This is a genomic window from Rhodanobacter ginsengisoli (assembly GCF_042657065.1).
Taxonomy (GTDB): Bacteria; Pseudomonadota; Gammaproteobacteria; order Xanthomonadales; family Rhodanobacteraceae; genus Rhodanobacter; species Rhodanobacter ginsengisoli.
Genome location: NZ_JBHSNF010000001.1, coordinates 787,159 through 807,856, shown reverse-complemented (window position 1 = coordinate 807,856; position 20,698 = coordinate 787,159). Strand labels below are relative to the sequence as shown.

Genomic DNA, 20,698 nt, shown 5'->3' with positions numbered 1-20,698 from the left:
TTGCGCCTGTACATCAGAGAATCTGCGCCACCTGGGTGAGCGGAACTCCGCCGACTCCCGCGACCTGCAGATAGGTCCCCACGTCGTTTCCGCCATACCCGACCGCGGTCACCTTGCCCGCCGCGTACGTATCCAGCGAACTGCCATTGCTGCTTGCCGCCAGCGTGTACGCGCCCTGCGCCACCGGGTTGCCGCTGTCGTCCTTGCCATCCCAGGTGAATTGCGAAAGCCCGCTGTTCCGGGTGCCCAGATCCATGCTGCGCACCACCTTTCCGGTGGAATCGAGAATGCTCACGCTGACGTCGCCGGTGCTGCTGACATTGGCCGCCCCGGTAACCGTGCTGCCGCTGTAGCTGAGGGTGGACGAAGGCACCAGCACCTCCCGGTTGACCAGGTTGGCCGAACCCAGCACCTGCGAGGTCTGCAGCGAACTGCTCAGGGTGCTGTTCAGTCCGTTCACCGAAGTGAGCAGGTCCTGGCTGCTGGAAAGCTGGCTGAACTGCGCCATCTGCGAAACGAACTGGGTGTTGTCCACCGGATGCGTCGGATCCTGCGCCTGCAGCTGCGCCGTCATCAGTTTCAGGAAGTCCGCCTGCGACAGGCTGGCGGAAACCGTCGACCCCACCGGGGAACTTGCGGCATTTGCCGCGGCATTGTTGGTGTTGACCGTGGTCATGGTGCGCTCCGTTGCCTCTTATTGGCCGATCGTCAGTGTCTTCAGCATCAGCTGTTTGGTGGTGTTCATGACCTCGACGTTGTTCTGGTAGGAACGCGAGGCTGAAATCATGTTGACCAGCTCGTCCACCGGATTGACGTTGCTGGAATAGACGTAGCCGTTGGCATCGGCCAGCGGATTGCCCGGCTCGTAGCGACTCGGGATCGCGGCTTGGCTCTCGGTAACCCCGACCACCTGGACCCCGCCGTCGGCGCCATCGCCGGCATGGCCGGTACCCGAGGCGGCAAGCGACTGCTGCTGGATCTGCGAGAACAGGGGCTCTTTCGAGCGATAGGCCGCCTGCGGCGAACTGGCCACGCTGTCGGCATTGGCCAGGTTGCTGGCCACCGTGTTCAGCCGCTGCGACTGCGCGGCCATGCCGGAACCGGCGACATTGAAGATCGAGAAGAGCGACATCAGGCCTGGCCCGTGATCGCGGTGCGCAACATGTGGATCTGCGCGGTGATGAAGGAGAGGCTCGCCTGGTAGTGCACGCTGTTCGCCGCGAAGTCGGCTTGCTGCACCTGCTCATCGACGGTGTTGCCGTCCATGCTCGGCTGGCTGGGCACCTGGTATTCGAGTGGCGCGCCCGACTGCGCCGGGGAAGATCCGATCTGCCCGGGCGACGTCGTCTCGAGCGCCAGGCTGCCCGATGCCGCGGACGTGCCGCCGGCCGCGGCGAGCGCCTTGCGGAAATCGATATCGCGCGCCAGGAATCCCGGGGTATCGGCGTTGGCCAGGTTGTTGGCCAGCACTTCACTGCGACGCTGCCAGAGGTTCAGCGCCTGGGTATGGATTCCGAAAAGGTTGTCAGGGGTCAGACTCATCGCTTCGCTCCGCGTGGCAGTTGCCGCACGAGAGAGAAGGCAAATTGCATGCCATCAGGCCGGAACCCTTGCTGGCGCTGGGCTGCGCCGGCAGCCGGTGACGCCGCCCCGACGGCCCGGGGGCACGAAGACGGATTGTTGACGCGCCCCGGAACCGTCGCTCAGGTCGCGGCGGGCTGCTCCGGCAGGAGATCCAGCACGGCCTGTGCCAGCACGTCCGGCTGGAACTTCGCGACGAAGCGATCCGCCTTGACCTCCTTGATCATGCCCTCGTTGAACAGGCCGCTCAGCGAGCTGTGCAGCACCACCTTGAGTCGGCGCAACGCCGGCGTCTCGCGGATGGCCCGGGTCAGGGCATAGCCGTCGAGTCGCGGCATCTCGATATCCGACACCACCAGGTCGATCCGCTCGGCCGGTTCGGCGTCCGCCAGTTCGAGCAGGCGTTCGAGCGCCTCGCGGCCGTCCTGTGCCACCACGCACTCGATATTCATCTTGTTGAGCAGGCCCACGATCCGGCGCCGCGCGATCAGCGAGTCGTCCGCGACGAGCACCCGTCGCGCATGGAGCAGGCGGGCACTGGCCGCCCGTTGCACGTGCGCCGACAGCTCGGCCGGTGTGCCGTCGATGCTGGCCAGGATGTGCTCCACGTCGACCACGGCAAGCAGCGCGCCGTTCACCCGGGTGACCGCATTGACCCGCGCGCCGAACCCCAGCGTGCTGGGTGGCGCCACCAGCGACTCGCCCTGGCAATGGACCATGTGCTGCAGGTCGGCGACCAGGAAGCCCTGCACCGACCGGCTGAACTCGGTGACCATCAGGTGCGCGGATGCCACGTCGCGCAGCGGCGCGTAACCCATGGCGGCGGCCAGGTCGATCACCGGTATGGTCTGCCCGCGATAATCGCAGGTGCCGGCATGCAGGGCATGCTGACCGGGCATGCGCTCGAGCGGCGGGCGACGCAGCACTTCGCGCACCTTGAACACGTTGATGCCGAACAATTGCGTGTCGCCCAGCCGGAACAGCAGCATCGCCACCCGGTTGTGCCCGGCCAACCGGGTGTGTTGCTCGACCTTGTCCAGCAGCGTGCCGCTCATGCAGATCCCTCGGATAAGGAGATACCGCGTCTGCGGCCCCGTGCCATGCGTATCGACCGCAGCAGGCCCGGCTTGAGCGGCGGCCGCGCGCGACGGCGCCATGACTCATGGCATGCGACTTGCTTGCTCAAGTTCCGAGCTTTCTTGACGATGCATCCCTGAGCAATCCCCGCTATCCAAGGTGACGTCCGCCTCATGAGTTTTATCTGGAAACAGCATCTGGCAGCCCTCGTGCAGGCGGCCGCTGCAGGCAACGACGCACAGGTCGCCGTCCTGCGGCGCAAATATCCACGCACCGCACGGGCGATCGAGCCATTGCTTGCCTGCGCCGTCGCCAAGCCGCCCGCCGCCGTGGCGTTGCAGACCATGGAACAGCAGAGCCTGGTGCTGGGCGCGGTGCAGCAACTCGCCCGCGAACAGACGGCGCTGGACCGGGCCACCACGGAAAGCCGCAGCAGCGTCGATCGTTTGACGGCCGGCAGCGCCGGGATATCGACGGCACTGCAGCAAGCCGGGGTCGACCTGGGTCAGGCGGGCCTCTCCGGGCTTTCCGGCGAGAGCAGCGTCAGCGAGCTGGACGGCCAGCTGCGGCTGCTGCGCAGCGCGCTGTCGGCGATGAATCGCAACCAGAGCAAGCTGGCCGAGCAAGTCGCGCAGATCCGCAAGCTCACCGGCGTCGTGCAGGAAATCGCCCACCAGACCAACCTGGTGGCGTTGAACGCGGCGATCGAGGCCGCGCGCGCCGGTGAAGCCGGCCGGGGCTTTGCCGTCGTGGCCGACGAGGTCAAGCAACTGGCCGAGAAGACCACCCTGACCACCACCGAGATCGAGACGGTGACCGGCTCGATCGGCGACTTCTCGCTGCAGCTCGACGGCGACGTGCAGCACGGCCTGCGCCAGCTCGAACGGGCACAGACGGGTATCGTCCAGGCCGGTTCCGCGTTGCGCCAGGGCAGCGAGGCCTTGCGGGCGGTCACCGAGCGGGTCACCGGCCTGCAGCAGAGTCACGATACACAGCACGCCCGCGCCACCGCGACCCAGGCCGCGCTGGGCGCCCTGCAGCGACGCGGCACCGAAGCGCGGCGCCAGGCCGAGGCGCTGAACCGGGCCGCGCTGCTGGCGCACCGGCTGGGCCTGAACTGGCTGGAGAGCGAAAGCGGCAGCGATCCGGCCAGCCTCAGCCTGACCGTGCGCGAAACCGCCTTCAGCCTGCGCCAGGCGATGGACCTCGCCCTGCTGGAACCGAGTGCGCTGGATCGCCGCTGGTTCGACACCCATGCACTGAATCGCAGCATCGCGCGGCTGGCCGCCCTTCACCGGGATCTGCCGGCCGGCGCCGCCCTCAGCACGGCCGGTGCGCAGTTGCTCCAGCAAAGCAGCCAGTTCGTCGACCTGCTGAGCGAAGGTCAGCTGGAAAAGGCCACGCAACTGTCGCAGGAGCTGGAATCCGGGCGCGAAGCGCTGCTGGGACAGCTGGGCTCGTTGCTGGCGGACGCATGAGAAAGGCGCGGGCCAGCTGCTGTCGGCGAGTCATGGCGGCGTGCCTGGCCACGCTCCCGTTCGCCTCGCCCGGCTTCGCCGCGCCGGCGACGCCGATGCAGTCGCTGGCCGAGGTGCGCGCCGCCGCCGCGCTGGCACTGCGCCAGCACTATGAATCGCCGGGCAGCCGGGTCGTCGTCGGCACCCGGCCTTTCGACCCGCGCCTGAAGCTGGCCCGCTGCCCGCTGCCGCTGCAGGCCACGGTGCCGGAACGCGCGGCACCCTCCTCGTTGATGGCGGTGCAGGTGCGATGCCCGCAGCCGGGCGGCTGGATCGTGCGAATCCCCCTGCGCCTGCAGCTGTTCCGCCCGGTATTGGTGACCACGCGCCCGTTGCAGCGGGGCGACGGCATTCACCCTGGCGACGTCCGTGTCGAGGAACGCGACGTCACCCGGCTGGGCTACGGCTATATAGGGAACCCGGATCAGCTGACCGGCCGCACGCTGGCGCGCCCGCTGGTGGCCGGCAGCGTGCTCACCCCTGCCGCCATGGGCGGCAGGCGCATGGTGCGGGCGGGCGACCACGTGCAGCTGATCGCCCAGCTCGACGGCATCGAGGTGCGCGCCAGCGGTATCGCGCTGGGAGGCGGCGACAACGGTGCCCGCCTGCGCGTGCGCAACGACAGTTCGGGACGGGTGATCGACGCCATGGTCAGTGCACCGGGGGTGGTGCTTGCACTGCCCTGAACCGTGCGACCGCCTCCTCCGGCGGGAGGCCGGGGCCGGGCCCGGCCGAATTCGCGCTAAAGTTTCCACCGCCACGGCCGATCTTGAGAGTTAACAGGGCCAACACCGCATCGAGAACGGACCCATGAACACAACTATTTCCAACAACGGATTGCCCGGCTTTGCACAGGCCACCGGCAGCAGCAAGGGAAGTGGCGGCGCATCGACGACGGCTGCCCCGGGAGGTTCCGGCGGCACCGCTCGCCCCGCCGACGACCAGCTCAAGCTGACCGATTCGGCCCGCGCATTGCAGCAGGCGGCGCGTCCCGATGACTCCGCCGCGATCGATCCGCTGAAGGTCGAGCGCGTGCGCCAATCGCTGGCCGACGGCAGCTACCAGATCAATTCCGGTCGCATCGCCGACCGCATGCTGGCGATGGACCAGCAGATCGGCGGCACGGGCAAGGCATGAGCCGGCAACTGCAGGGCGAGCTGGACAGCGCGCTCAAGGCGGTCGTCGACGACATGCAGCGTGCCGTCGACGAGCTGGCGCAGGTTCTCGAAGCGGAGCGCACGGCGCTCGGCGCGGGCGACAGCGAAGCGCTGAACCAGGCCGGCACGCGCAAGCAGGCCCTCATGTTCCAACTCGAACAGCTCGACGCCGAGCGCCTGCAGCTCAGCCGTGAATCCCCGGCCACGGCGACCCGGCTCGAGCAGGACTGGGCACAGGTCGTGCAGTCGCTACGCGACTCGCAGCGACTCAATCAACGCAACGGCGACGAGGTCAACCAGCGGCTGCGCCAGGTGCGCAAGGCGCTGTCGATACTGACCGGCCACGCCGGCGAAAGCGGCCTGTACGGCCGCGCCGGCGAGCTGCATGTCAATCTGCGCTCGCGCGCACTGGCCGAGGCCTGACATCTTGATCCGCTAAAAAGCACCGCCGCCAGTTCTTCACAGACGGCACCCCCTTGATTGCGAGACAGGTCCCGGCCCGTTCCGCGTTAATCGCGATGATTGATCATGAGCAACCCAAACGCCTCCGCAAGCACCTCCGCATCGGCTGCCATCCCGGGCCCCGACGGGATAGTTCTTCCGCTGCCGCTGCCGGTGCTGCGGGTGCCGATGCTCGATCGCGAACGCCAGCTGTTCGCCTATGAAATCGTCTTTCATGGCGAAGTCGGCGGCGACGAATCGTTCCTGCAGCGGGTGCTGTCCACGGTGACCGATGGCGCGCTGAACCGCCTCGTGCGCGGCAACCGCGCGTTTCTGAAGATGCCGGCCGAGTTGCTCCCGGAGGACTCCGACGTGCTGCTGCATCAGCCTCGCCTCGGCGTGGTGCTTCAACCGCACGTGGCCGACGACGCGGCGCTGATGAAGCGCCTGCAGAAGATGGCGGAGCGCGGCTGCCAGTTCATGATCGACGCGGGCGACATCGATCTGGAAGCAAGCCTGCCGCTCGAAACCCTGCTGCAGATGGTCCAGTTCGTGCGCCTCGATGCGAGCCGGTTGACGCCGGAACGGCTGCAGGAACGCGCCGAGCATTTCCATACGCGTGGTATCCGCGTCGTGGCCGACCAGGTCAACGACCACCCCACCTACGAACGCTGCCTGCAACTCCCGCTGCAGGCGATCCAGGGACGCTATCTTCTGATTCCGCAGCCGATCGAGGTGCCGGTACTGACCGCCAGTCGCCTGAGCATGCTGCGGTTGATGAGCCTGCTGCAGGAAAGCAATCCCGGCCCGGTGGAGATCGGCAACATCATCCGCACCGATGCGGTGCTCAGCTACAAGTTGCTCAGCTGCGTCAACTCGGCCTATTTCGCGTTGCCGCGGCAGCTGAAATCGGTGGAACAGGCGGCGATCTTCTTCGGCGTCAAGCGCATGCGCAACTGGATCGACACGATGGCGCTGTGCGGCATGGACGATCGTCCGCCGGAGCTGCTGCGTGCGGCCCTGATCCGGGCCCAGATGTGCGAAAAGCTGTGCGCCGGAAAGGGCCAGGGGGAAATGGCATTCACCGTGGGCCTGTTCTCGCTGCTCGATACGCTGATGTGCGCGCCGATGGATTTCCTGCTGACCCATCTGCGGCTGGCCCCCGAAATCAGCGACGCGCTGACCGGTCGCGGTGGCCCGTTCGGACCGTTGCTGCAGCAGATCCTCGCCTGGGAAGCCGGCGAGCTGACCAGTGCGCAGGTGCCTCCGCTGCGTATCCAGCGGATGGCCACCGTCTACATGGAAGCCACGCAATGGGCGGATGAGGTCTTTGCCAGCGCCAATGGCAAGACAGTCGCCGAGTAACCGTTCGGCGCGGTCAGCCGCGCGTGCTGCGGCCGCGACATCGGCCCGGCAATCGATCGCATGAAGCGGAAGTGAGCCATCGTGGATGGCCCGCTCAGTCGGGACGACGCAGCCGCCACCCGACCAGCAGCAGGCCAGCCAGCGTGACCGCGAGCCAGCCGCCCAGGTTGGGCGCGCCGCCGCCCAGCCACAGTACGCTGGCCACACTTCCGACGACCAGCGCACCGAGGCCCAGCGCCAGCAGGCCGTCACGCCGGCGACGCTGCGTGGAGAGCAGCACGTAGGCGCCCAGCGTGGCCAGCAGCACGGCCAGAATCCGCCAAGTCAGCGCGAACTCCGGCGGCACCGGCAGATCCGGAAACATGTTCAGCAGCGACACGTCGCCAACCTGCACGCTGTAGCCCTTGCCGTCGCCGGCGTCAGCCGCCGCCACCAGGCGGTCGCCGTCGAGGCGTCCCACGATGGTCACCTGCTGCAGCGGCACTTCGTCCCAGCTCACCCGGACATCGCCCAACCGCGGGTCGCCCGGATGGGCACTGGTCACCAGGTAGTCGTGGTAGCGGCTGAAACTGGCCGCGAGATTTTCCGGCAGTGCCGCGGAATCCGGCGTGACCCGGGCCGAACCGGGCAGCGCATGTATCAATACCGGCCCCAGCCTGAATCCACCCATCTGCACCAGTCCGGCGTCGAACTGCTTGCCGCTGAGCGGAAAGCTGCCCGGATTCATGTGCCCGCGCGGATTGACGAAATGACTGGCATCGACCGGCCGGTCCACCCAGTCCAGCTCGTAGTGCACGTTGCCGCCGATGTCGATCTCGCGCCACTGGAACATTTCGACGTGGCGCACCAGCACCGGCGAGTCCACCCGCAGGTTGAACTCCGCGTCGCGCGGCGCCTCGACCACGCGCGGGGTTCCCACGACGCGCGCCATGAAACCGTGCTGACCGGCCTGCGGCTGGGCATCCGCGCCGAGCTCGATCACCTCGCCACCGTGCCGGCTCGCTGCCTGGCGATAATTGAGCAGGCCGCGTGCAGTCATTGCGACCAGCCCGACGCCGGCCAGGACCAGCACGGCACCGACGACGTTCAGCGCCAGCAAGCGCATGGACAGTCCCTTGTGCAAATCCATCACACCACCCCCGCCGACGGCTGCGCGGGCATGCCCTGCAGCACGGGCTGCTCGTCGGCCGTGCCGAAGCGGCCCCGCTCGTCGCGCGTCACCCGCGCCAGCGCGCAATCGTGATCGTGGGTGAAGAACAGGCGCACGTCCCGCGCCAGCTTGTCCTCCAGAAACACGCGTTTTTCGTCGATCAGCTTTTCGGGCCAGCGGTCGTAGCCCATGGTGATCGGCAAGTGCACCCAGAAACGGCCGGGAATCAGGTCCGCACAGAACACCACGCCGGCGACTTCGGCCAGCATCAGCCCCGGCGTATGGCCGTCCGAAAAACTGAAGCGCACGGCCTTGCCCAGCGTCTGCGAGTATTCGCCCTCGACCCGTTCCAGCCGGCCACTGGCCTCGAGCAGCGGCGGCAGCTCGGGGATGAACGAGGCGCGGTCGCGCGGATGCGGATGCTGCGCACGGCGCCAGTGTTCGGCACCCGTCACGAAGCGCGCGTTCGGAAACAGCAGGCGCGGCGGACTGCCCTCTTCCCACGCCGCCAGCAAGCCGCCGGCATGGTCGAAATGCAGGTGCGAGAGCACCACCACGTCGATGTCCTCATGGCCCAGGCCGACCGCCGCCAGCGAATCGAGCAACACATGCCCGGGCTCGACCACGCCATAGCGCTCACGCAACGCCGGCTCGAAGAACGCCCCGATGCCGGTCTCGAACAGCACGTTGCGGCCGTCCAGATCCTTCACCAGCAGGCAGCGGCAAGCCAGCGGAATGCGGTTCTGCTCATCCGGCACGATCCAGCGCGACCATAGCGCCTTCGGCGCATTGCCAAACATCGCGCCGCCATCCAGTCGCTGCGAATTGCCGAGGATCGAGAACAGTTCCATGCGTGCCCTACTGCACCTTGCCCAGGCCCGAGGGATGGCGCGGATCGCTGGCCGCATCGAGCTTGTTGGTCTTGCGGTCCCAGGTGATCGCGTTCATGAAGCCCCACGATTCATGCTGCTTGAGCGTGTAGCCCATGTCGGTCAGCGTGGCGCTGGTGGCAGGATCGAACGTGTCCTTCTCCACCATCACCATGTCCGGCAGGTACTGGTGGTGGAAGCGCTTGTCCGCGACGATCTGCTGCGCATTTTCGCCGTCGATGAAATGCAGGATCCCTTCCAGCACCTGGGTGATGATGGTGGAGCCGCCGGGCGAGCCGATCACGGCGACGCGGTTGGCCCCGATCACGATGCTCGGCGACATCGACGACAGCATGCGTTTGCCGCCCTCGGGCGCATTCGCCACGCTGCCGAGCAGGCCGTACACATTCGGCTTGTTCGGCACCAGCGCGAAATCGTCCATCTCGTCGTTCAGCAGCACGCCGGTACCGGCGGCGACGAAGTTGGAACCCATGGTGTAGTTCACCGTGGAGGTCACCGCCGCCATGTTGCCTTCGGCGTCGATGATCGAGAAATGCGTGGTGTGCATGCCCGGCTCGTGCGCCTGGGCGCGCGGCAGCATCGACGACGGCGTGGCCCGGTCGGGCAGGATGCCCTGGCGCAGGCCGTCGGCGTAGTACGGCGACAGCAGCATGTCCAGCGGCATCTTCACGAAGTCCGGATCGCCCAGATAATCGTTGTGGTCGCGGAATGCGCGGCGCATCGCCTCGACGATGTAGTGCACACGCTCCGCCCGGCCCATCTTCGTCAGGTCGTAGCCGGACAGGATGTTGAGGATCTCGGCGATCGCCACGCCGCCGGAGGACGGCGGCGGTGCGGTGATGATGCGATAGCCGCGGTAGTTCACCTCGATCGGGGTGCGCTCCCTGGCGCGGTAGCCGGCCAGGTCGGCCAGCGTCCAGTTGCCGCCGGCCGCATGCACCGCGGCGACCAGCTTGCGTGCCGTCGCGCCGCGATAGAAGCCGTCGTTGCCGTGTGCGGCAATCTGCTCCAGCGTGCGCGCCTGCTCCGGGTCGCGCCAGAGCACGCCCTCCGCCGGCGGTTTGCCGCCGGGCAGGTACTTGGCGACCGAGGCCGGCCAGCGCCGCAGATCCTGCTGCACGCCCGCGATCGCGCCACGCAGGCGCGGATCCGGCTTGAAGCCGTCGCGGGCGAGGCGGATCGCCGGGGCCAGCGACTGTTGCAGCGGCAGCCGGCCGTAGCGCTCGGCCATCAGCACCAGCCCGGCCGGCTCGCCGGGAATGCCGGCCGACAGCGGGCCTTTCAGTGCCGCGTCGCGGTTCGGGCTGCCATCCGGCTTGAGGTAATCCTTGCGGTTGACGGCCGCGGGCGCGGTCTCGCGCGCGTCGATGAAGACGTCATGGCCATCCTTCGCCTGATGCAGCACGGCCATGAAGCCGCCGCCGATGCCGGAACTCTCCGGCTCCACCACCGACAGCGCGGCGGCCACTGCAACCGCCGCGTCGAACGCGTTGCCGCCCTTGTCCAGCACTTCGAAGCCGGCGTTGGTGGCGAGGAAATTCGCGCTGGCGATCGCCGCGTGGCCGGGCGGGCGCAGCCGCATCGGCGGCACCAGCATGACTCGCGCGGGCGCCGTTTTCGGCGCGCCGTCGGCCGCCGCCGCGGTTCCCGCCAGCAACACCAGGCCCAACGACAACAGCGCCGACCACAGTCGACGCCAGTTCGGGGAAAAGCTCATGCCGCGGACTCCTTGGCCATCAGGTGGCGATATTTCAGCTCGAGCTGCGCGGTCGACTCGACGTGCCCGGGATCGCTGATGATGCATTCGACCGGGCAGACCACCACGCATTGCGGCTCGTCGTAATGGCCGACGCACTCGGTGCACAGGGCCGGATCGATCACGTAGTACTCCTCGCCCAGCGAGATCGCCTTGTTCGGGCAAGCCGGTTCGCAGACGTCGCAGTTGACGCAGGTATCGAGGATTTTCAGGGACATGGCAGTCGATACTACATGCTGGGGAGGGGCGCCCCGGAAAGGCGCACCAGCCGGCTGGGGCTTCGCCGCAACCGGCTTCGAACCATCGGCCTCACGTCGTGGGAGAGAGGCCGATGTGGCCCTCCGCGCCGGCGCTGCCGTCGCGGAGGGCCACCTGCATCCTTACATCTGGACGAAGCGGATCGTCGCGCCGGTCGGCTTCAGGGCGTCGGTCACGCGCTGCTCGTCGGCCTTGTCGCCGATGAACAGGATGATCACGTCCTTGAACGAGCCGGGCTTGGCATCCTTGAACGCCTCGATGACCAGGTCGGCGGTCTTGGTCGAATCCGGGCCGCCGAAGGCCAGCAGGTTGCCGGGCAGCACGCCGCGGGCGACGGTGTCCTGCACGCTCTGCAGCTGGCGGTCGTTCTGCGCCTTGGTGTCGTCGGTGAGGCCGGCGGTGACCATGTAGGCATAAGGCTGGTTCGCGCGCATGCCCTGCATGTTGTTCTGCACGATCTGCCCGAGGTAGGCGCCCCACGCCTTGGAGTCGCTCGGATCGGTCGGCTTCGGCGCCTGCTGTGCCTGCTGGGCGGTCGACTGATCTTCTTCGTGCTTGCCGCAGGCGCTCAGGCCCAGGCAGGCGGTCAGCGCCACGACAACAATGAGAGCAAATTTACGCATGGTTATCACCTTCCGTTTCGGGTTGCTTGTTTGGGCCAGTCCGGCCCTTGTGCCAGCGCTGACGCATGGCCTGTTGTACCGCGGGATGCACGAAACCGGAAATGTCGCCACCGAGGCGGCCGATCTCGCGTACCAGCGACGAGGATATGAAGCTGTATTGTTCCGCCGGGGTCAGGAACAGCGTTTCCGCCTGCGGGATCAGGTGGCGGTTCATGCTGGCCAGCTGGAACTCGTATTCGAAATCCGATACCGCGCGCAGGCCACGGATGATCACGCCGGCGCCGATTTCCTCGACGAAGGTGGCCAGCAGGCAATCGAAGCCGCGCACCTCCACGTTCGGCAGGTCGGCCAGCGCCATGCGCGCCAGGCTGATCCGCTCGCCGAGGCTGAAGCCGGGGCCCTTGGTGGAACTGTCGGCCACCGCCACGATCACCCGGTCGAACAGCGGAGCCGCGCGCGTCACCAGGTCGGTATGGCCATTGGTGATCGGATCGAAGGTGCCCGGGTAGACGGCCAGGCGCGGATTGCCCAAAGGTTTTCTCACGAGACGAAAGCGTCAGCGGCTGCGGAATTGACCCTAGCTTAACGGAAGCGCACGCCGATAGAGAGCAAAGCGCACCTCGCCGGCATGGCCCTCCCGGTGCAGTTGCCAGGTGGGCGGCAGTTCGAGCACGCCGCCACGGGGCGATTCCACGTAAATCCATGCCCGCGCGGCCAGCCAGCCGCCCTGCTCCAGCTGTCGCGCCAGCCCGGACCACAGCCCCAGCGTGAACGGCGGGTCCAGGAACACCAGGTCCTGCGGCTGCGGCGCCGCCGCGAGAAACGCGGCCGCATCGACCGCGGCCACCCGGCCGGTGGCGCCCAGCCCCAGCCGCGCCAGGTTGTCGCGCAGCGCCTGGGCCGAACGCGGCTCGCGCTCGACGAACTGCACGCTGGCCGCCCCGCGCGACAGCGCCTCGATCCCCAGCGCCCCGGTGCCGGCGCACAGGTCCAGGCAGCGGGCGCCGTCGATCACCGGCGCCAGCCAGTTGAACAGGGTCTCGCGCACCCGCTCGGCGGTCGGCCGCAGGCCCGCCAGCTCGGGCACGTCGAGCCGTGAATTGCGCAGGCTGCCGCCGATGATGCGGATGCGCCCGGGCGGCTTGCCGCGGACGCCGCTCAAGGCCGCCGTTCCTCAGCGGCCAGTACAGGTTGGAGTGTTAGCATGCCGCCCATTGTCTTTGAATCACGGCCGCAATGCTCAAGTTCTGGAAGAAAAAGCCCGCCGGGAAGGGGTCGGAGCAACCCGCCGACGCGACGCCGGCCGACGCTGCCGCGCCGGACGCCCGCGACCCGGCACCGATGCACGAATCGCCGGCGCCGGCCGCCCCGACACGGGTGGAAACCCCGCCGGCCGACGCGCCGGCGCCGGCCGCGCCCGCCGCCGTGGCCGAGCCGCCCGCCGCGGCCAGGCGCAGCTGGCGCGACCGCCTGTCCGGCAACTCGTTCGCGCGCGGGCTCAGCACCCTGTTCGTGCGCCATCCGCGGCTCGACGACGAGCTGCTCGACGAGCTGGAAACCACCCTGATCACCGCCGACGTCGGGGTCGAGGCCAGCACCGAGCTGGTCGAGGACCTGCGCAGGCGCATGCACAAGCGCGAGTTCGCCGACGCCCCGGCCCTGCTGGCCGCCCTGCGCCAGGCGCTGGTCGCCCTGCTCAAGCCGGTCGAACGGCCGCTGGACGTGCGCGGCAGGAAGCCGTTCGTGGTGCTGGTCGTCGGCATCAACGGCGCCGGCAAGACCACCACCATCGGCAAGCTGGCCCGTCGCTGGCGCGACGAACGCCAGGCGGTGATGCTGGCCGCCGGCGACACCTTCCGCGCCGCCGCGGTCGAGCAGCTCAAGACCTGGGGCGAGCGCAACCAGGTGCCGGTGATCTCGCAGGGCCAGGATGCCGACGCCGCCAGCGTGATCTTCGACGCCCTGCAGGCGGCGCGTTCGCGTGGCATCGACGTGCTGATCGCCGACACCGCCGGGCGCCTGCACACCCAGGGCGGGCTGATGGACGAACTGGGCAAGATCGCCCGCGTGCTGAAGAAGATCGACGCCGACGCGCCGCACGAGGTGCTGATGGTGATCGACGGCACCACCGGCCAGAACGCGGTCAACCAGGTCCGCCAGTTCCGCCAGATCGTGGGCGTCACCGGGCTGGTCGTGACCAAGCTGGACGGCACCGCCAAGGGCGGCGTGGTGTTCGCGCTGGCGCGCGAGTTCGGCCTGCCGATCCGCTATGTCGGGCTGGGCGAAACCGCCACCGACCTGCGCGTGTTCGAGGCCGAGGCCTTCGTCGACGGCCTGCTGCCGGCCAGCCTCGGCGGCGGGGAAAGCGGCCATGACTGAATCGCGCCGGCGGGCCTGAGTCGATGTCGCGCCGACTGCGACTGATCCTGCTGACCCTCGGCGGCCTCGGGCTGGCGCTGGTGCTCACCGCGGTGATCGCGGTCTACCTGCTGCTGCAACCCGAGCGCTTCACCGCGATGCTGCAGACCCAGGCCGAAGCGGCCGGGCTGGAGCTGAACCTGGCCAGCCCGGCCAGCCCGACCCTGTTCCCGCGCCCGGCGCTCGACCTCAGCGGCATCACGCTCAGTGCCGAGGGCGCCAACGTCCCGATCCTGCTCGCCGCCCGCGGCCAGCTGGCGCTGCCGTGGCGCACCCTGCTGGGCGGCCCCACCGTGATATCGCAACTGCAGATCGACTCGCCGCGGGTCGACCTGGATGCGCTGCAGGCCTGGCTGTCCGCCCTGCCCGCGCAGCCCGCCGGCCGCCCGCCGAACATTCCGCGCATCGAGACCGGGGTCAGCATCACGCATGGCAGTCTGGTGCGCGGCAACGCCGTGTTGCTGGACAACGTCTCGCTCGATGCCGGCAACCTGATCTCGGACGAGCCGTTCCCGCTCAACCTGTCCGCCACGGTGGGCGGCGTGCCGTGGCGGCTGCGGCTGTCCGCCACGCCGCGGATCGAAGGCAACATCCTGCAGCTCAACGCGATCGCCCTGCACCTGTCCCAGGACGGCACCACGACGCTGGCGCTCGAAGGCAGCGCGCACTGGCATGGTGCGGCGGACGCCTCGGCCCGGCTCGTCGGCAAGCTCGATCACGCCGATGCCGGGCAGTACGACATCTCGCTGGTGCTGACCCCGGCCGACCAGGACAACCCGCTGCTGCTGGCGCTGAAACTCGACGGCCCGGACAACCACGCCGACCTGCGCCTGCCGCCGCTGGCGCTGGCGCGCTGGTGGAGCCGGCTCGGCGACCCGCAGCAGCCGCAGCTGGCCGTGCCGCCGGGCAGCGGTTCGGCGCAGATCGCCACGATCGACACCGGCAGCGTCCATATCGAGGGGCTCACCCTGCAGGCCGGCGACAGCGTGCCGGCCCCGGCCAGCAGCGCCCCCGCCACCGCGAAACCGGCCGGCACGCCCCGGCCATGAGCAACACGTTTGCCCGCCGCCTGCTGCGCTGGTTCGACCAGCACGGCCGCACCGACCTGCCGTGGCAACACCCGCGCGAGGCGTACCGGGTGTGGCTGTCCGAGGTGATGCTGCAGCAGACCCAGGTCGCCACCGTGGTCGCTTACTTCGAGCGTTTCGTCGGCGCGCTGCCGACCCTGCGCGACCTCGCCGCCGCCGACGAGGACACCGTGCTGGCGCTGTGGTCCGGGCTCGGCTATTACCGCCGCGCACGCTTCCTGCACCGCGCCGCGCAACTCTGCGTGGCGCAGCACGAGGGCGAGCTGCCGCGCGAGCTCGCCGCGCTGATCGCGCTGCCCGGCATCGGCCGCTCCACCGCCGGCGCGATCCTGGCGCAGGCGCACGGCCTGCGCTTCCCGATCCTGGACGGCAACGTCAAGCGCGTGCTCACCCGCTACCACGGCATCCACGGCGATCCCGGCCAGGCCGCGGTGGAGAAGCAGCTGTGGCTGCACGCCGAAGCGCATACGCCGTCCGCCCGCGTCGCCGACTACACCCAGGCGATCATGGACCTGGGCGCCACCGTGTGCGTGCGTTCAAGCCCGCGCTGCGAGGCCTGCCCGCTGGCCGCCGACTGCGTCGCCCGGCGCGACGATCTCACCGCGCAACTGCCCGGGCGCAAGGCGACGAAGAAAATCCCCACCCGCGCCACCGTGATGCTGGTGCTGCGCGACAGCCACCGCCGCGTGCTGCTGGAACGGCGCGGCCCGCAAGGCGTCTGGTCCGGCCTGTGGAGCCTGCCCGAAGCGACCGACCCCGATGGCGCCTGGCGCCTCGCCCAGCAGCATGCGCGGATCGACGACGCGCAGACGCTGCCCCCGTTCACCCACGTGTTCAGCCACTACCGGCTGAACATCGAACCGCTGCTGTTCGATCGGGCGACAGCCCAGCACGGCATCGCCGATAATCCGCAGTTGCGCTGGTGCAGCGCCGACGAGCTGAACGCGCTGGGCCTGCCCGCGCCCGTGCGCACACTCTTGCTGCAGATCAACGACACGCACTGAGCGCATGCGGCAGACTGCACCCCTCACCCCGGCCGCGCCCGACCCGGACGCGCCGACAAGGAACCCGACCATGAGCCGCACCATCCATTGCAGCAAGCTCGACATCGACGCCGAAGGCCTCGATTTCGCCCCCTGGCCCGGCCCGCTCGGCCAGCGCATCTACGCGGAGATTTCCAAGCCCGCCTGGCAGCAGTGGCTGGCCCACCAGACCACCCTGATCAACGAATACCGGCTCAACCCGCTCGACCCGAAATCGCGGAAATACCTCGCCGAACAGATGGAACATTTCCTGTTCGGCGGCGACGTCGCCCAGGCCGCCGGCTTCACCCCGCCCGACCCCGAGTCTTGACGAAGCGCCGCGCATTCGGTCTAATGCGCGGCTCCACGCAACATCGGCAGCCCCCGCGGTCGCCAGTGGTTGCCAGTTTCCGGCCGGGTAGCTCAGTTGGTAGAGCAGGGGATTGAAAATCCCCGTGTCGGCGGTTCGATTCCGTCCCCGGCCACCATGCATAGCAACGTCTTGGGCCACCCTCACCGGGTGGCCTTTTTCGTTGGGTCCGGCCCGCGTCCGGTAAATTGCGGCATGTCCACGGGCAGCATGCGCAGGACGTATTCACCGCGTCACCAGCATGCGCCGATGCGCTGCCGGGCGCGCGCAGGCATTCGCCTACCGCAACGAGGTACGCCAAGTGTCGCAGCCAGACAGCGCAATGAAGCGCGCGTCGGGGAACCGATGCACTGCCTCCACGCAGTCGCCGGGGATCGCGCACGTTGCATGCGCCTCAAATCGAACAGGCTCATCGACAACTTCGCCGTGGTGGATCAGATCGCGACGCGCAATGGACATTGCCGCCGAGAACGTACCCGACAGCCAAGCCACGGGCACAGCGGCCTGGACGATGCACGGCGCGCCAAGCTGGCGCAACGCAGAAGCGACGGTCGCGTCCGCCTCGTGTGCCCAATACATCGCCTCACCACCCCAATAACTCAACAGGCGATAGAGGCCACCTTCGCTAACTTCGCAAGGCGGGAAGAAACAAAACCAGATCATGCCGGCGCGGTTGTGCGCGGAACCTTGATGCCCAGCGCGCAAAATGTCGCCCACAGCCGCCGGCAATGTGCCGCGCTGCACTTGGGTGGCGATACGCCGTTCGATCAGATCGGCACTCAAGGGAGCCAAACCGTCCCTCTGCACTGTGACCGCCTCGTCTTCTGTCAGGCGCGTGCAGTGCCACCCACGGACGGAGTACAGGCGCAGTGCGTTGCCGAGCGCAGTGATCGCGGGATCGAAGTCGGCGGCACTCTTTGTCGGCAAGTCCAGCTCCCACGCGCGCATGACGGGGCGCACGTCGGCGAGCGTGGCCTTCAAGGCGTCGGGCCACTCGTCGGGCAAGTCGAGATTCAAGAGGGACGACATACCGGCAAGCCTAGCATTCCTTTCGATAGGGTCAGGCCAGCACGCCACGTGCCCGGATCGGGTGAACGGCGCAAAGAAAAAGCTCCGGGGTTGCCGGAGCTTTGCAGTCACCAGGTAACAGAGCAGCCTGCATGCACTGCACCCCAGTCATCGGTTCGATGACCCTCCTCAGCCGGCTCGGGCCCGACTCCTGCCGGCTGGGCCTGACTCGCGAGGCGGCCTCAGCCCGCCCGCTGCCTAGCGTGCGAGGTGGCGGCGAACAACACACCATCGTGTAGGCGTCACACATAGATGCCATGCGGCGGCCACCACGGCGCACAGTAAAAGCATTGGCGGCCTGTAACGCCATAGAATGCTCACACGCAATCGGGGAATCGTACTGTGATGCTAACGTCTTGGATATCCGTCATCGCTCAAGCCGCACCAGCGCCGGCTGACCATTCTGCTTTGTGGACGATACTGCTTACCCAAGCCGTGACCTTAGGGCTTTTCTATTGGGCACTACGCGAGGCACGACGAAAGGATCGCAAGGCGAGAAAAGCTGAACGTCGAAAAGATCAAAAGGCACTCGAAAATCATCGCGAAAACGAACGAGAAACGCTGCGCCTGAACTTGAAACGAGAAGTGTTCTTGGAAGTTGCGCCAGCCATTCAAAACAATTATCTGGCGCTGGCCGCGTTCGTCGATTTGCAGCTTTCGATCCACGACCTTCAGGAAAATACGCGGAACACACTTGCACAATCGGGCGGCGCGATCGCCAAGCTTCAAGCGGTCGCGGCGGATGAAACGCTTGAGGCGGCACGACAAGTCCAGACCTTGCTCGGTACCATCTATATCCGATTGATCGCGGCCCGCGGCGCATTAGAGGAACGCAACGACCTAGATGCGATTAGGGAAATCGCACGACTTTGGAGGAACGAAGTTGCGGCATTCCCGCCGCTGATATCCAGCCTGATCGAACATGTACGCCAAGAATTGCATTTGCCATTTGACAGAGAACGATTCGTAGCCGGCGTCGTCGATTCAAATTCGCGGATGTTCGCCGAGTTGGAAAAGATAATGGGGCCATTAGGTTAACTGTCGAGCGAATCAGGGTATTGGCTCGACGCGCAGCGGGTGCGGGTACGGTTCCACGGGGCGGGCGCGATGCTCTGCGGGCAGCAGCAAACGATACCGGTGCAGGTAGTGGGCTTGCGTTTCGAACACCAGCTCGTCGGGATCGTCGCAACCGGGTTCCACCCCGTTTTCGCGAACAGTTGAGTTAAGACCATGGACTTGCCCGACTCTGGTAGACACTTCGGCCCTATGATTGGACCTGCCCGGTATCGAAGCCCGGCCCTGCGTCGCATCCGGTGATTGTGGGTGCATTCGATGCAGCCAAAGACATCGGGCCGTGCGTAGGCGAGGATCAGGTAACCATTCAGCCGCCACCAAGCATTCATCCCCACCATGCCAGACTGCCCCTCGCGCCGGCGCCATGAGTCGGCTGGCGCGTCTCGGTCGTGCTCGTCTGCGCGGCTTCCGCCGGCGGCATCGGCTCCATCCATGTTTCAAGGGACACTCATGCACTCTGTTGCCTGGATCGCCGCCATCGGCGGCTTGCTGCTGCTGACTTCGCTGTTGTCGGGGTGGATCCGCGATTTTCCGATCACCAACTTCGCGATCTACCTGGTGGCGGGCGTGGTGGTGGGGCCGTGGGGGCTGGACCTGGTGCATATCGATCTGCGCGGCTACGGCGCGTGGCTGGCCAACCTCACCGAGATGGCGCTGGTGGTTTCGCTGTTCATCACCGGCCTGAAGCTGCGCCTGCGCTTTCGCGATCCCGCGTGGCGGGACGCGATCCGCCTCGCGTTTCCCGCCATGCTGCTGACCGTGGCCGGGGTCAGCGCGATCGCGCACGGCTGGCTGGGCCAGTCGTGGGGCATGTCGCTGCTGATCGGCGCGCTGATCGCGCCGACCGATCCGGTGCTGGCCAGCATCGTGGCGGTGGACGATGCGCGCGACGCCGACCAGATGCGGGTGGCGCTGTCCGGCGAGGCGGGCCTGAACGACGGCTTCGCGCTGCCGTTCCTGCTGCTGGCGCTGATGATGATCGCGTCGCCCGACGGCGCGCTGACCGCCTCGGTGACGCTGCACTGGCTGCTGGTGGGCGTGCTGTGGGGGTTCGCGGCCGGCCTGTCGCTGGGATTCGGGCTGGGCTGGCTGGTCGGCCTGCTGGGCTCGCGGCTGAAGAGCGCGTCCCGGGATGTCGCGCCCAGCGACTTCCTGGCGCTGGCCCTGATGGCGCTGGCCTATGCCGGTGCCGAGGCGATCTCGGCCTCCGGCTTCCTGGCCGCGTTCGCCGCCGGGCTGGGTTTGCGCAGCGCCGAGCTCTACGTGGTCTCCCGTCATCCGCATCCGCAGTTCACCGAGGCGGACGCGGCAAGCGGCGGCGACGGCATCCATCCACCCGCCGAGGTGCTGATCAATCCGAACCGCCGCGACAGCGACAGCGCCGACCATCCGGCCGCCTCGGTGGGCCTGATGGTGTCCGATGCGCTGTCGTTCGGCGACACGCTGGAGCGCCTGATCGCCTCGTCGCTGGTGCTGCTGGCGGGCGTGGCCTGCGCGCGCTACTGGAGCCTCGAGGGCGTGCTGATGGCCGCCGCGCTGTTCCTGCTGGTGCGACCGGTGTCGGTATGGATCGGCATGCTCGGCTCAAAGGCACCGCAGTCGCGCCGCCTGCTGATCGGCTGGATCGGCATCCGCGGCATCGGCACGCTGAACTATCTGGCCTATGCGCTCACCCACGGCCTGGACAAGACGCAAGCCATGCTGGCCGCGCAGATCGCCGTCACCATCGTGGTGCTGAGCATCCTGGTGCATGGCATGACCGCGCCGCCGCTGATGGCCTGGCGCCACGCGCGGATGAACGCGCGCGACGCCGACGCCGAGGCTGGCTGAAGCCGGTCACGCA

23 protein-coding genes and 1 tRNA gene are annotated in these 20,698 nt (G+C 67.9%); 12 read left to right on the top strand and 12 right to left on the bottom strand.

The genetic code is table 11. The features are described 5' to 3' along the window. Window positions 1–13: 13 nt before the first annotated feature. The 4 genes from ACFPPA_RS03415 to ACFPPA_RS03400 form a co-directional block, all read right to left on the bottom strand. On the bottom strand, window positions 14–676 hold the full coding sequence (locus tag ACFPPA_RS03415; protein WP_377317290.1) for a flagellar hook assembly protein FlgD: 663 nt from the start codon (window positions 674–676) through the stop codon (window positions 14–16). 18 nt (window positions 677–694) lie between these two features. After that, window positions 695–1,132 (bottom strand): flagellar basal body rod protein FlgC, encoded by a 438-nt coding sequence (flgC, locus tag ACFPPA_RS03410; RefSeq protein ID WP_377317288.1) that lies wholly within the window; start codon window positions 1,130–1,132, stop codon window positions 695–697. After that, the gene (flgB, locus tag ACFPPA_RS03405) at window positions 1,132–1,542 is read right to left on the bottom strand and encodes a flagellar basal body rod protein FlgB (protein ID WP_377317286.1); all 411 of its coding nucleotides are present in this window, start codon (window positions 1,540–1,542) and stop codon (window positions 1,132–1,134) included. Before flgB ends, flgC begins: the two co-directional genes overlap by 1 nt. Window positions 1,543–1,703: 161 nt before the next feature. Next, the gene (locus tag ACFPPA_RS03400; protein WP_377317284.1) at window positions 1,704–2,636 is read right to left on the bottom strand and encodes a chemotaxis protein; all 933 of its coding nucleotides are present in this window, start codon (window positions 2,634–2,636) and stop codon (window positions 1,704–1,706) included. A 195-nt stretch (window positions 2,637–2,831) separates the two neighbouring features. On the opposite strand from ACFPPA_RS03400, the gene ACFPPA_RS03395 reads away from it, so the two are divergent. From ACFPPA_RS03395 to ACFPPA_RS03375, 5 genes are all read left to right on the top strand, one after another. Then, on the top strand, window positions 2,832–4,136 hold the full coding sequence (locus ACFPPA_RS03395) for a methyl-accepting chemotaxis protein (protein WP_377317282.1): 1,305 nt from the start codon (window positions 2,832–2,834) through the stop codon (window positions 4,134–4,136). Window positions 4,137–4,168: 32 nt separating this feature from the next. Continuing rightward, complete coding sequence (gene flgA / locus ACFPPA_RS03390) at window positions 4,169–4,861, top strand: flagellar basal body P-ring formation chaperone FlgA (RefSeq protein WP_377317280.1); 693 nt, start codon at window positions 4,169–4,171, stop codon at window positions 4,859–4,861. A gap of 124 nt (window positions 4,862–4,985) precedes the next feature. Further along, a complete protein-coding gene (flgM, locus tag ACFPPA_RS03385) occupies window positions 4,986–5,312 on the top strand; it encodes a flagellar biosynthesis anti-sigma factor FlgM (protein WP_377317278.1) in 327 nt (108 codons plus the stop codon). Then, entirely contained in the window at window positions 5,309–5,755 is a 447-nt protein-coding gene (locus ACFPPA_RS03380) for a flagella synthesis protein FlgN (protein WP_377317276.1), read from the top strand. The genes flgM and ACFPPA_RS03380 overlap by 4 nt, the downstream gene beginning before the upstream one ends. A gap of 105 nt (window positions 5,756–5,860) precedes the next feature. After that, window positions 5,861–7,138: an EAL and HDOD domain-containing protein gene (locus ACFPPA_RS03375; RefSeq protein WP_377317274.1), complete on the top strand. Its 1,278-nt coding sequence runs from the start codon at window positions 5,861–5,863 to the stop codon at window positions 7,136–7,138. A gap of 94 nt (window positions 7,139–7,232) precedes the next feature. Here ACFPPA_RS03375 and ACFPPA_RS03370 read toward each other — a convergent pair whose 3' ends face one another. The 7 genes from ACFPPA_RS03370 to rsmD all read right to left on the bottom strand — a co-directional run bounded on the left by ACFPPA_RS03370 (window position 7,233) and on the right by rsmD (window position 12,977). Continuing rightward, entirely contained in the window at window positions 7,233–8,267 is a 1,035-nt protein-coding gene (locus ACFPPA_RS03370) for a TMEM43 family protein (RefSeq protein ID WP_377317272.1), read from the bottom strand. Further along, entirely contained in the window at window positions 8,267–9,139 is an 873-nt protein-coding gene (locus ACFPPA_RS03365; protein ID WP_377317270.1) for an MBL fold metallo-hydrolase, read from the bottom strand. The genes ACFPPA_RS03370 and ACFPPA_RS03365 overlap by 1 nt, the downstream gene beginning before the upstream one ends. A 7-nt stretch (window positions 9,140–9,146) precedes the next feature. Beyond that, complete coding sequence (gene ggt / locus ACFPPA_RS03360; RefSeq protein ID WP_377317268.1) at window positions 9,147–10,895, bottom strand: gamma-glutamyltransferase; 1,749 nt, start codon at window positions 10,893–10,895, stop codon at window positions 9,147–9,149. Continuing rightward, window positions 10,892–11,152 (bottom strand): YfhL family 4Fe-4S dicluster ferredoxin, encoded by a 261-nt coding sequence (locus ACFPPA_RS03355; RefSeq protein ID WP_377317266.1) that lies wholly within the window; start codon window positions 11,150–11,152, stop codon window positions 10,892–10,894. The genes ggt and ACFPPA_RS03355 overlap by 4 nt, the downstream gene beginning before the upstream one ends. A 162-nt stretch (window positions 11,153–11,314) precedes the next feature. After that, on the bottom strand, window positions 11,315–11,815 hold the full coding sequence (locus tag ACFPPA_RS03350; protein ID WP_377317264.1) for a hypothetical protein: 501 nt from the start codon (window positions 11,813–11,815) through the stop codon (window positions 11,315–11,317). Further along, window positions 11,808–12,347, bottom strand: a complete 540-nt coding sequence (gene coaD, locus ACFPPA_RS03345) for a pantetheine-phosphate adenylyltransferase (protein ID WP_377319434.1) — start codon at window positions 12,345–12,347, stop codon at window positions 11,808–11,810. The genes ACFPPA_RS03350 and coaD overlap by 8 nt, the downstream gene beginning before the upstream one ends. 45 nt (window positions 12,348–12,392) lie before the next feature. Continuing rightward, window positions 12,393–12,977: a 16S rRNA (guanine(966)-N(2))-methyltransferase RsmD gene (gene rsmD / locus ACFPPA_RS03340; protein ID WP_377317262.1), complete on the bottom strand. Its 585-nt coding sequence runs from the start codon at window positions 12,975–12,977 to the stop codon at window positions 12,393–12,395. Window positions 12,978–13,051: 74 nt separating this feature from the next. On the opposite strand from rsmD, the gene ftsY reads away from it, so the two are divergent. The 5 genes from ftsY to ACFPPA_RS03315 all read left to right on the top strand — a co-directional run bounded on the left by ftsY (window position 13,052) and on the right by ACFPPA_RS03315 (window position 16,831). Then, on the top strand, window positions 13,052–14,194 hold the full coding sequence (gene ftsY / locus ACFPPA_RS03335) for a signal recognition particle-docking protein FtsY (RefSeq protein WP_377317260.1): 1,143 nt from the start codon (window positions 13,052–13,054) through the stop codon (window positions 14,192–14,194). Between the two features lie 23 nt (window positions 14,195–14,217). Further along, window positions 14,218–15,282: an AsmA family protein gene (locus ACFPPA_RS03330; protein WP_377317258.1), complete on the top strand. Its 1,065-nt coding sequence runs from the start codon at window positions 14,218–14,220 to the stop codon at window positions 15,280–15,282. Continuing rightward, complete coding sequence (gene mutY / locus ACFPPA_RS03325; RefSeq protein ID WP_377317256.1) at window positions 15,279–16,325, top strand: A/G-specific adenine glycosylase; 1,047 nt, start codon at window positions 15,279–15,281, stop codon at window positions 16,323–16,325. Before ACFPPA_RS03330 ends, mutY begins: the two co-directional genes overlap by 4 nt. 70 nt (window positions 16,326–16,395) lie before the next feature. Further along, the gene (locus ACFPPA_RS03320) at window positions 16,396–16,674 is read left to right on the top strand and encodes an oxidative damage protection protein (protein ID WP_377317254.1); all 279 of its coding nucleotides are present in this window, start codon (window positions 16,396–16,398) and stop codon (window positions 16,672–16,674) included. Window positions 16,675–16,755: 81 nt separating this feature from the next. Further along, window positions 16,756–16,831 (top strand) — tRNA-Phe (locus ACFPPA_RS03315). A 161-nt stretch (window positions 16,832–16,992) separates the two neighbouring features. Here the strand turns inward: ACFPPA_RS03315 and ACFPPA_RS03310 are convergent. Further along, a complete protein-coding gene (locus tag ACFPPA_RS03310) occupies window positions 16,993–17,742 on the bottom strand; it encodes a hypothetical protein (protein ID WP_377317252.1) in 750 nt (249 codons plus the stop codon). Window positions 17,743–18,126: 384 nt separating this feature from the next. Here ACFPPA_RS03310 and ACFPPA_RS03305 point away from each other — a divergent pair, with 384 nt between their 5' ends. Beyond that, a complete protein-coding gene (locus ACFPPA_RS03305) occupies window positions 18,127–18,819 on the top strand; it encodes a hypothetical protein (RefSeq protein WP_377317250.1) in 693 nt (230 codons plus the stop codon). A 486-nt stretch (window positions 18,820–19,305) separates the two neighbouring features. Next, on the top strand, window positions 19,306–20,685 hold the full coding sequence (locus ACFPPA_RS03300) for a cation:proton antiporter domain-containing protein (RefSeq protein WP_377317248.1): 1,380 nt from the start codon (window positions 19,306–19,308) through the stop codon (window positions 20,683–20,685). The last annotated feature ends 13 nt before the right edge of the window (window positions 20,686–20,698 follow it).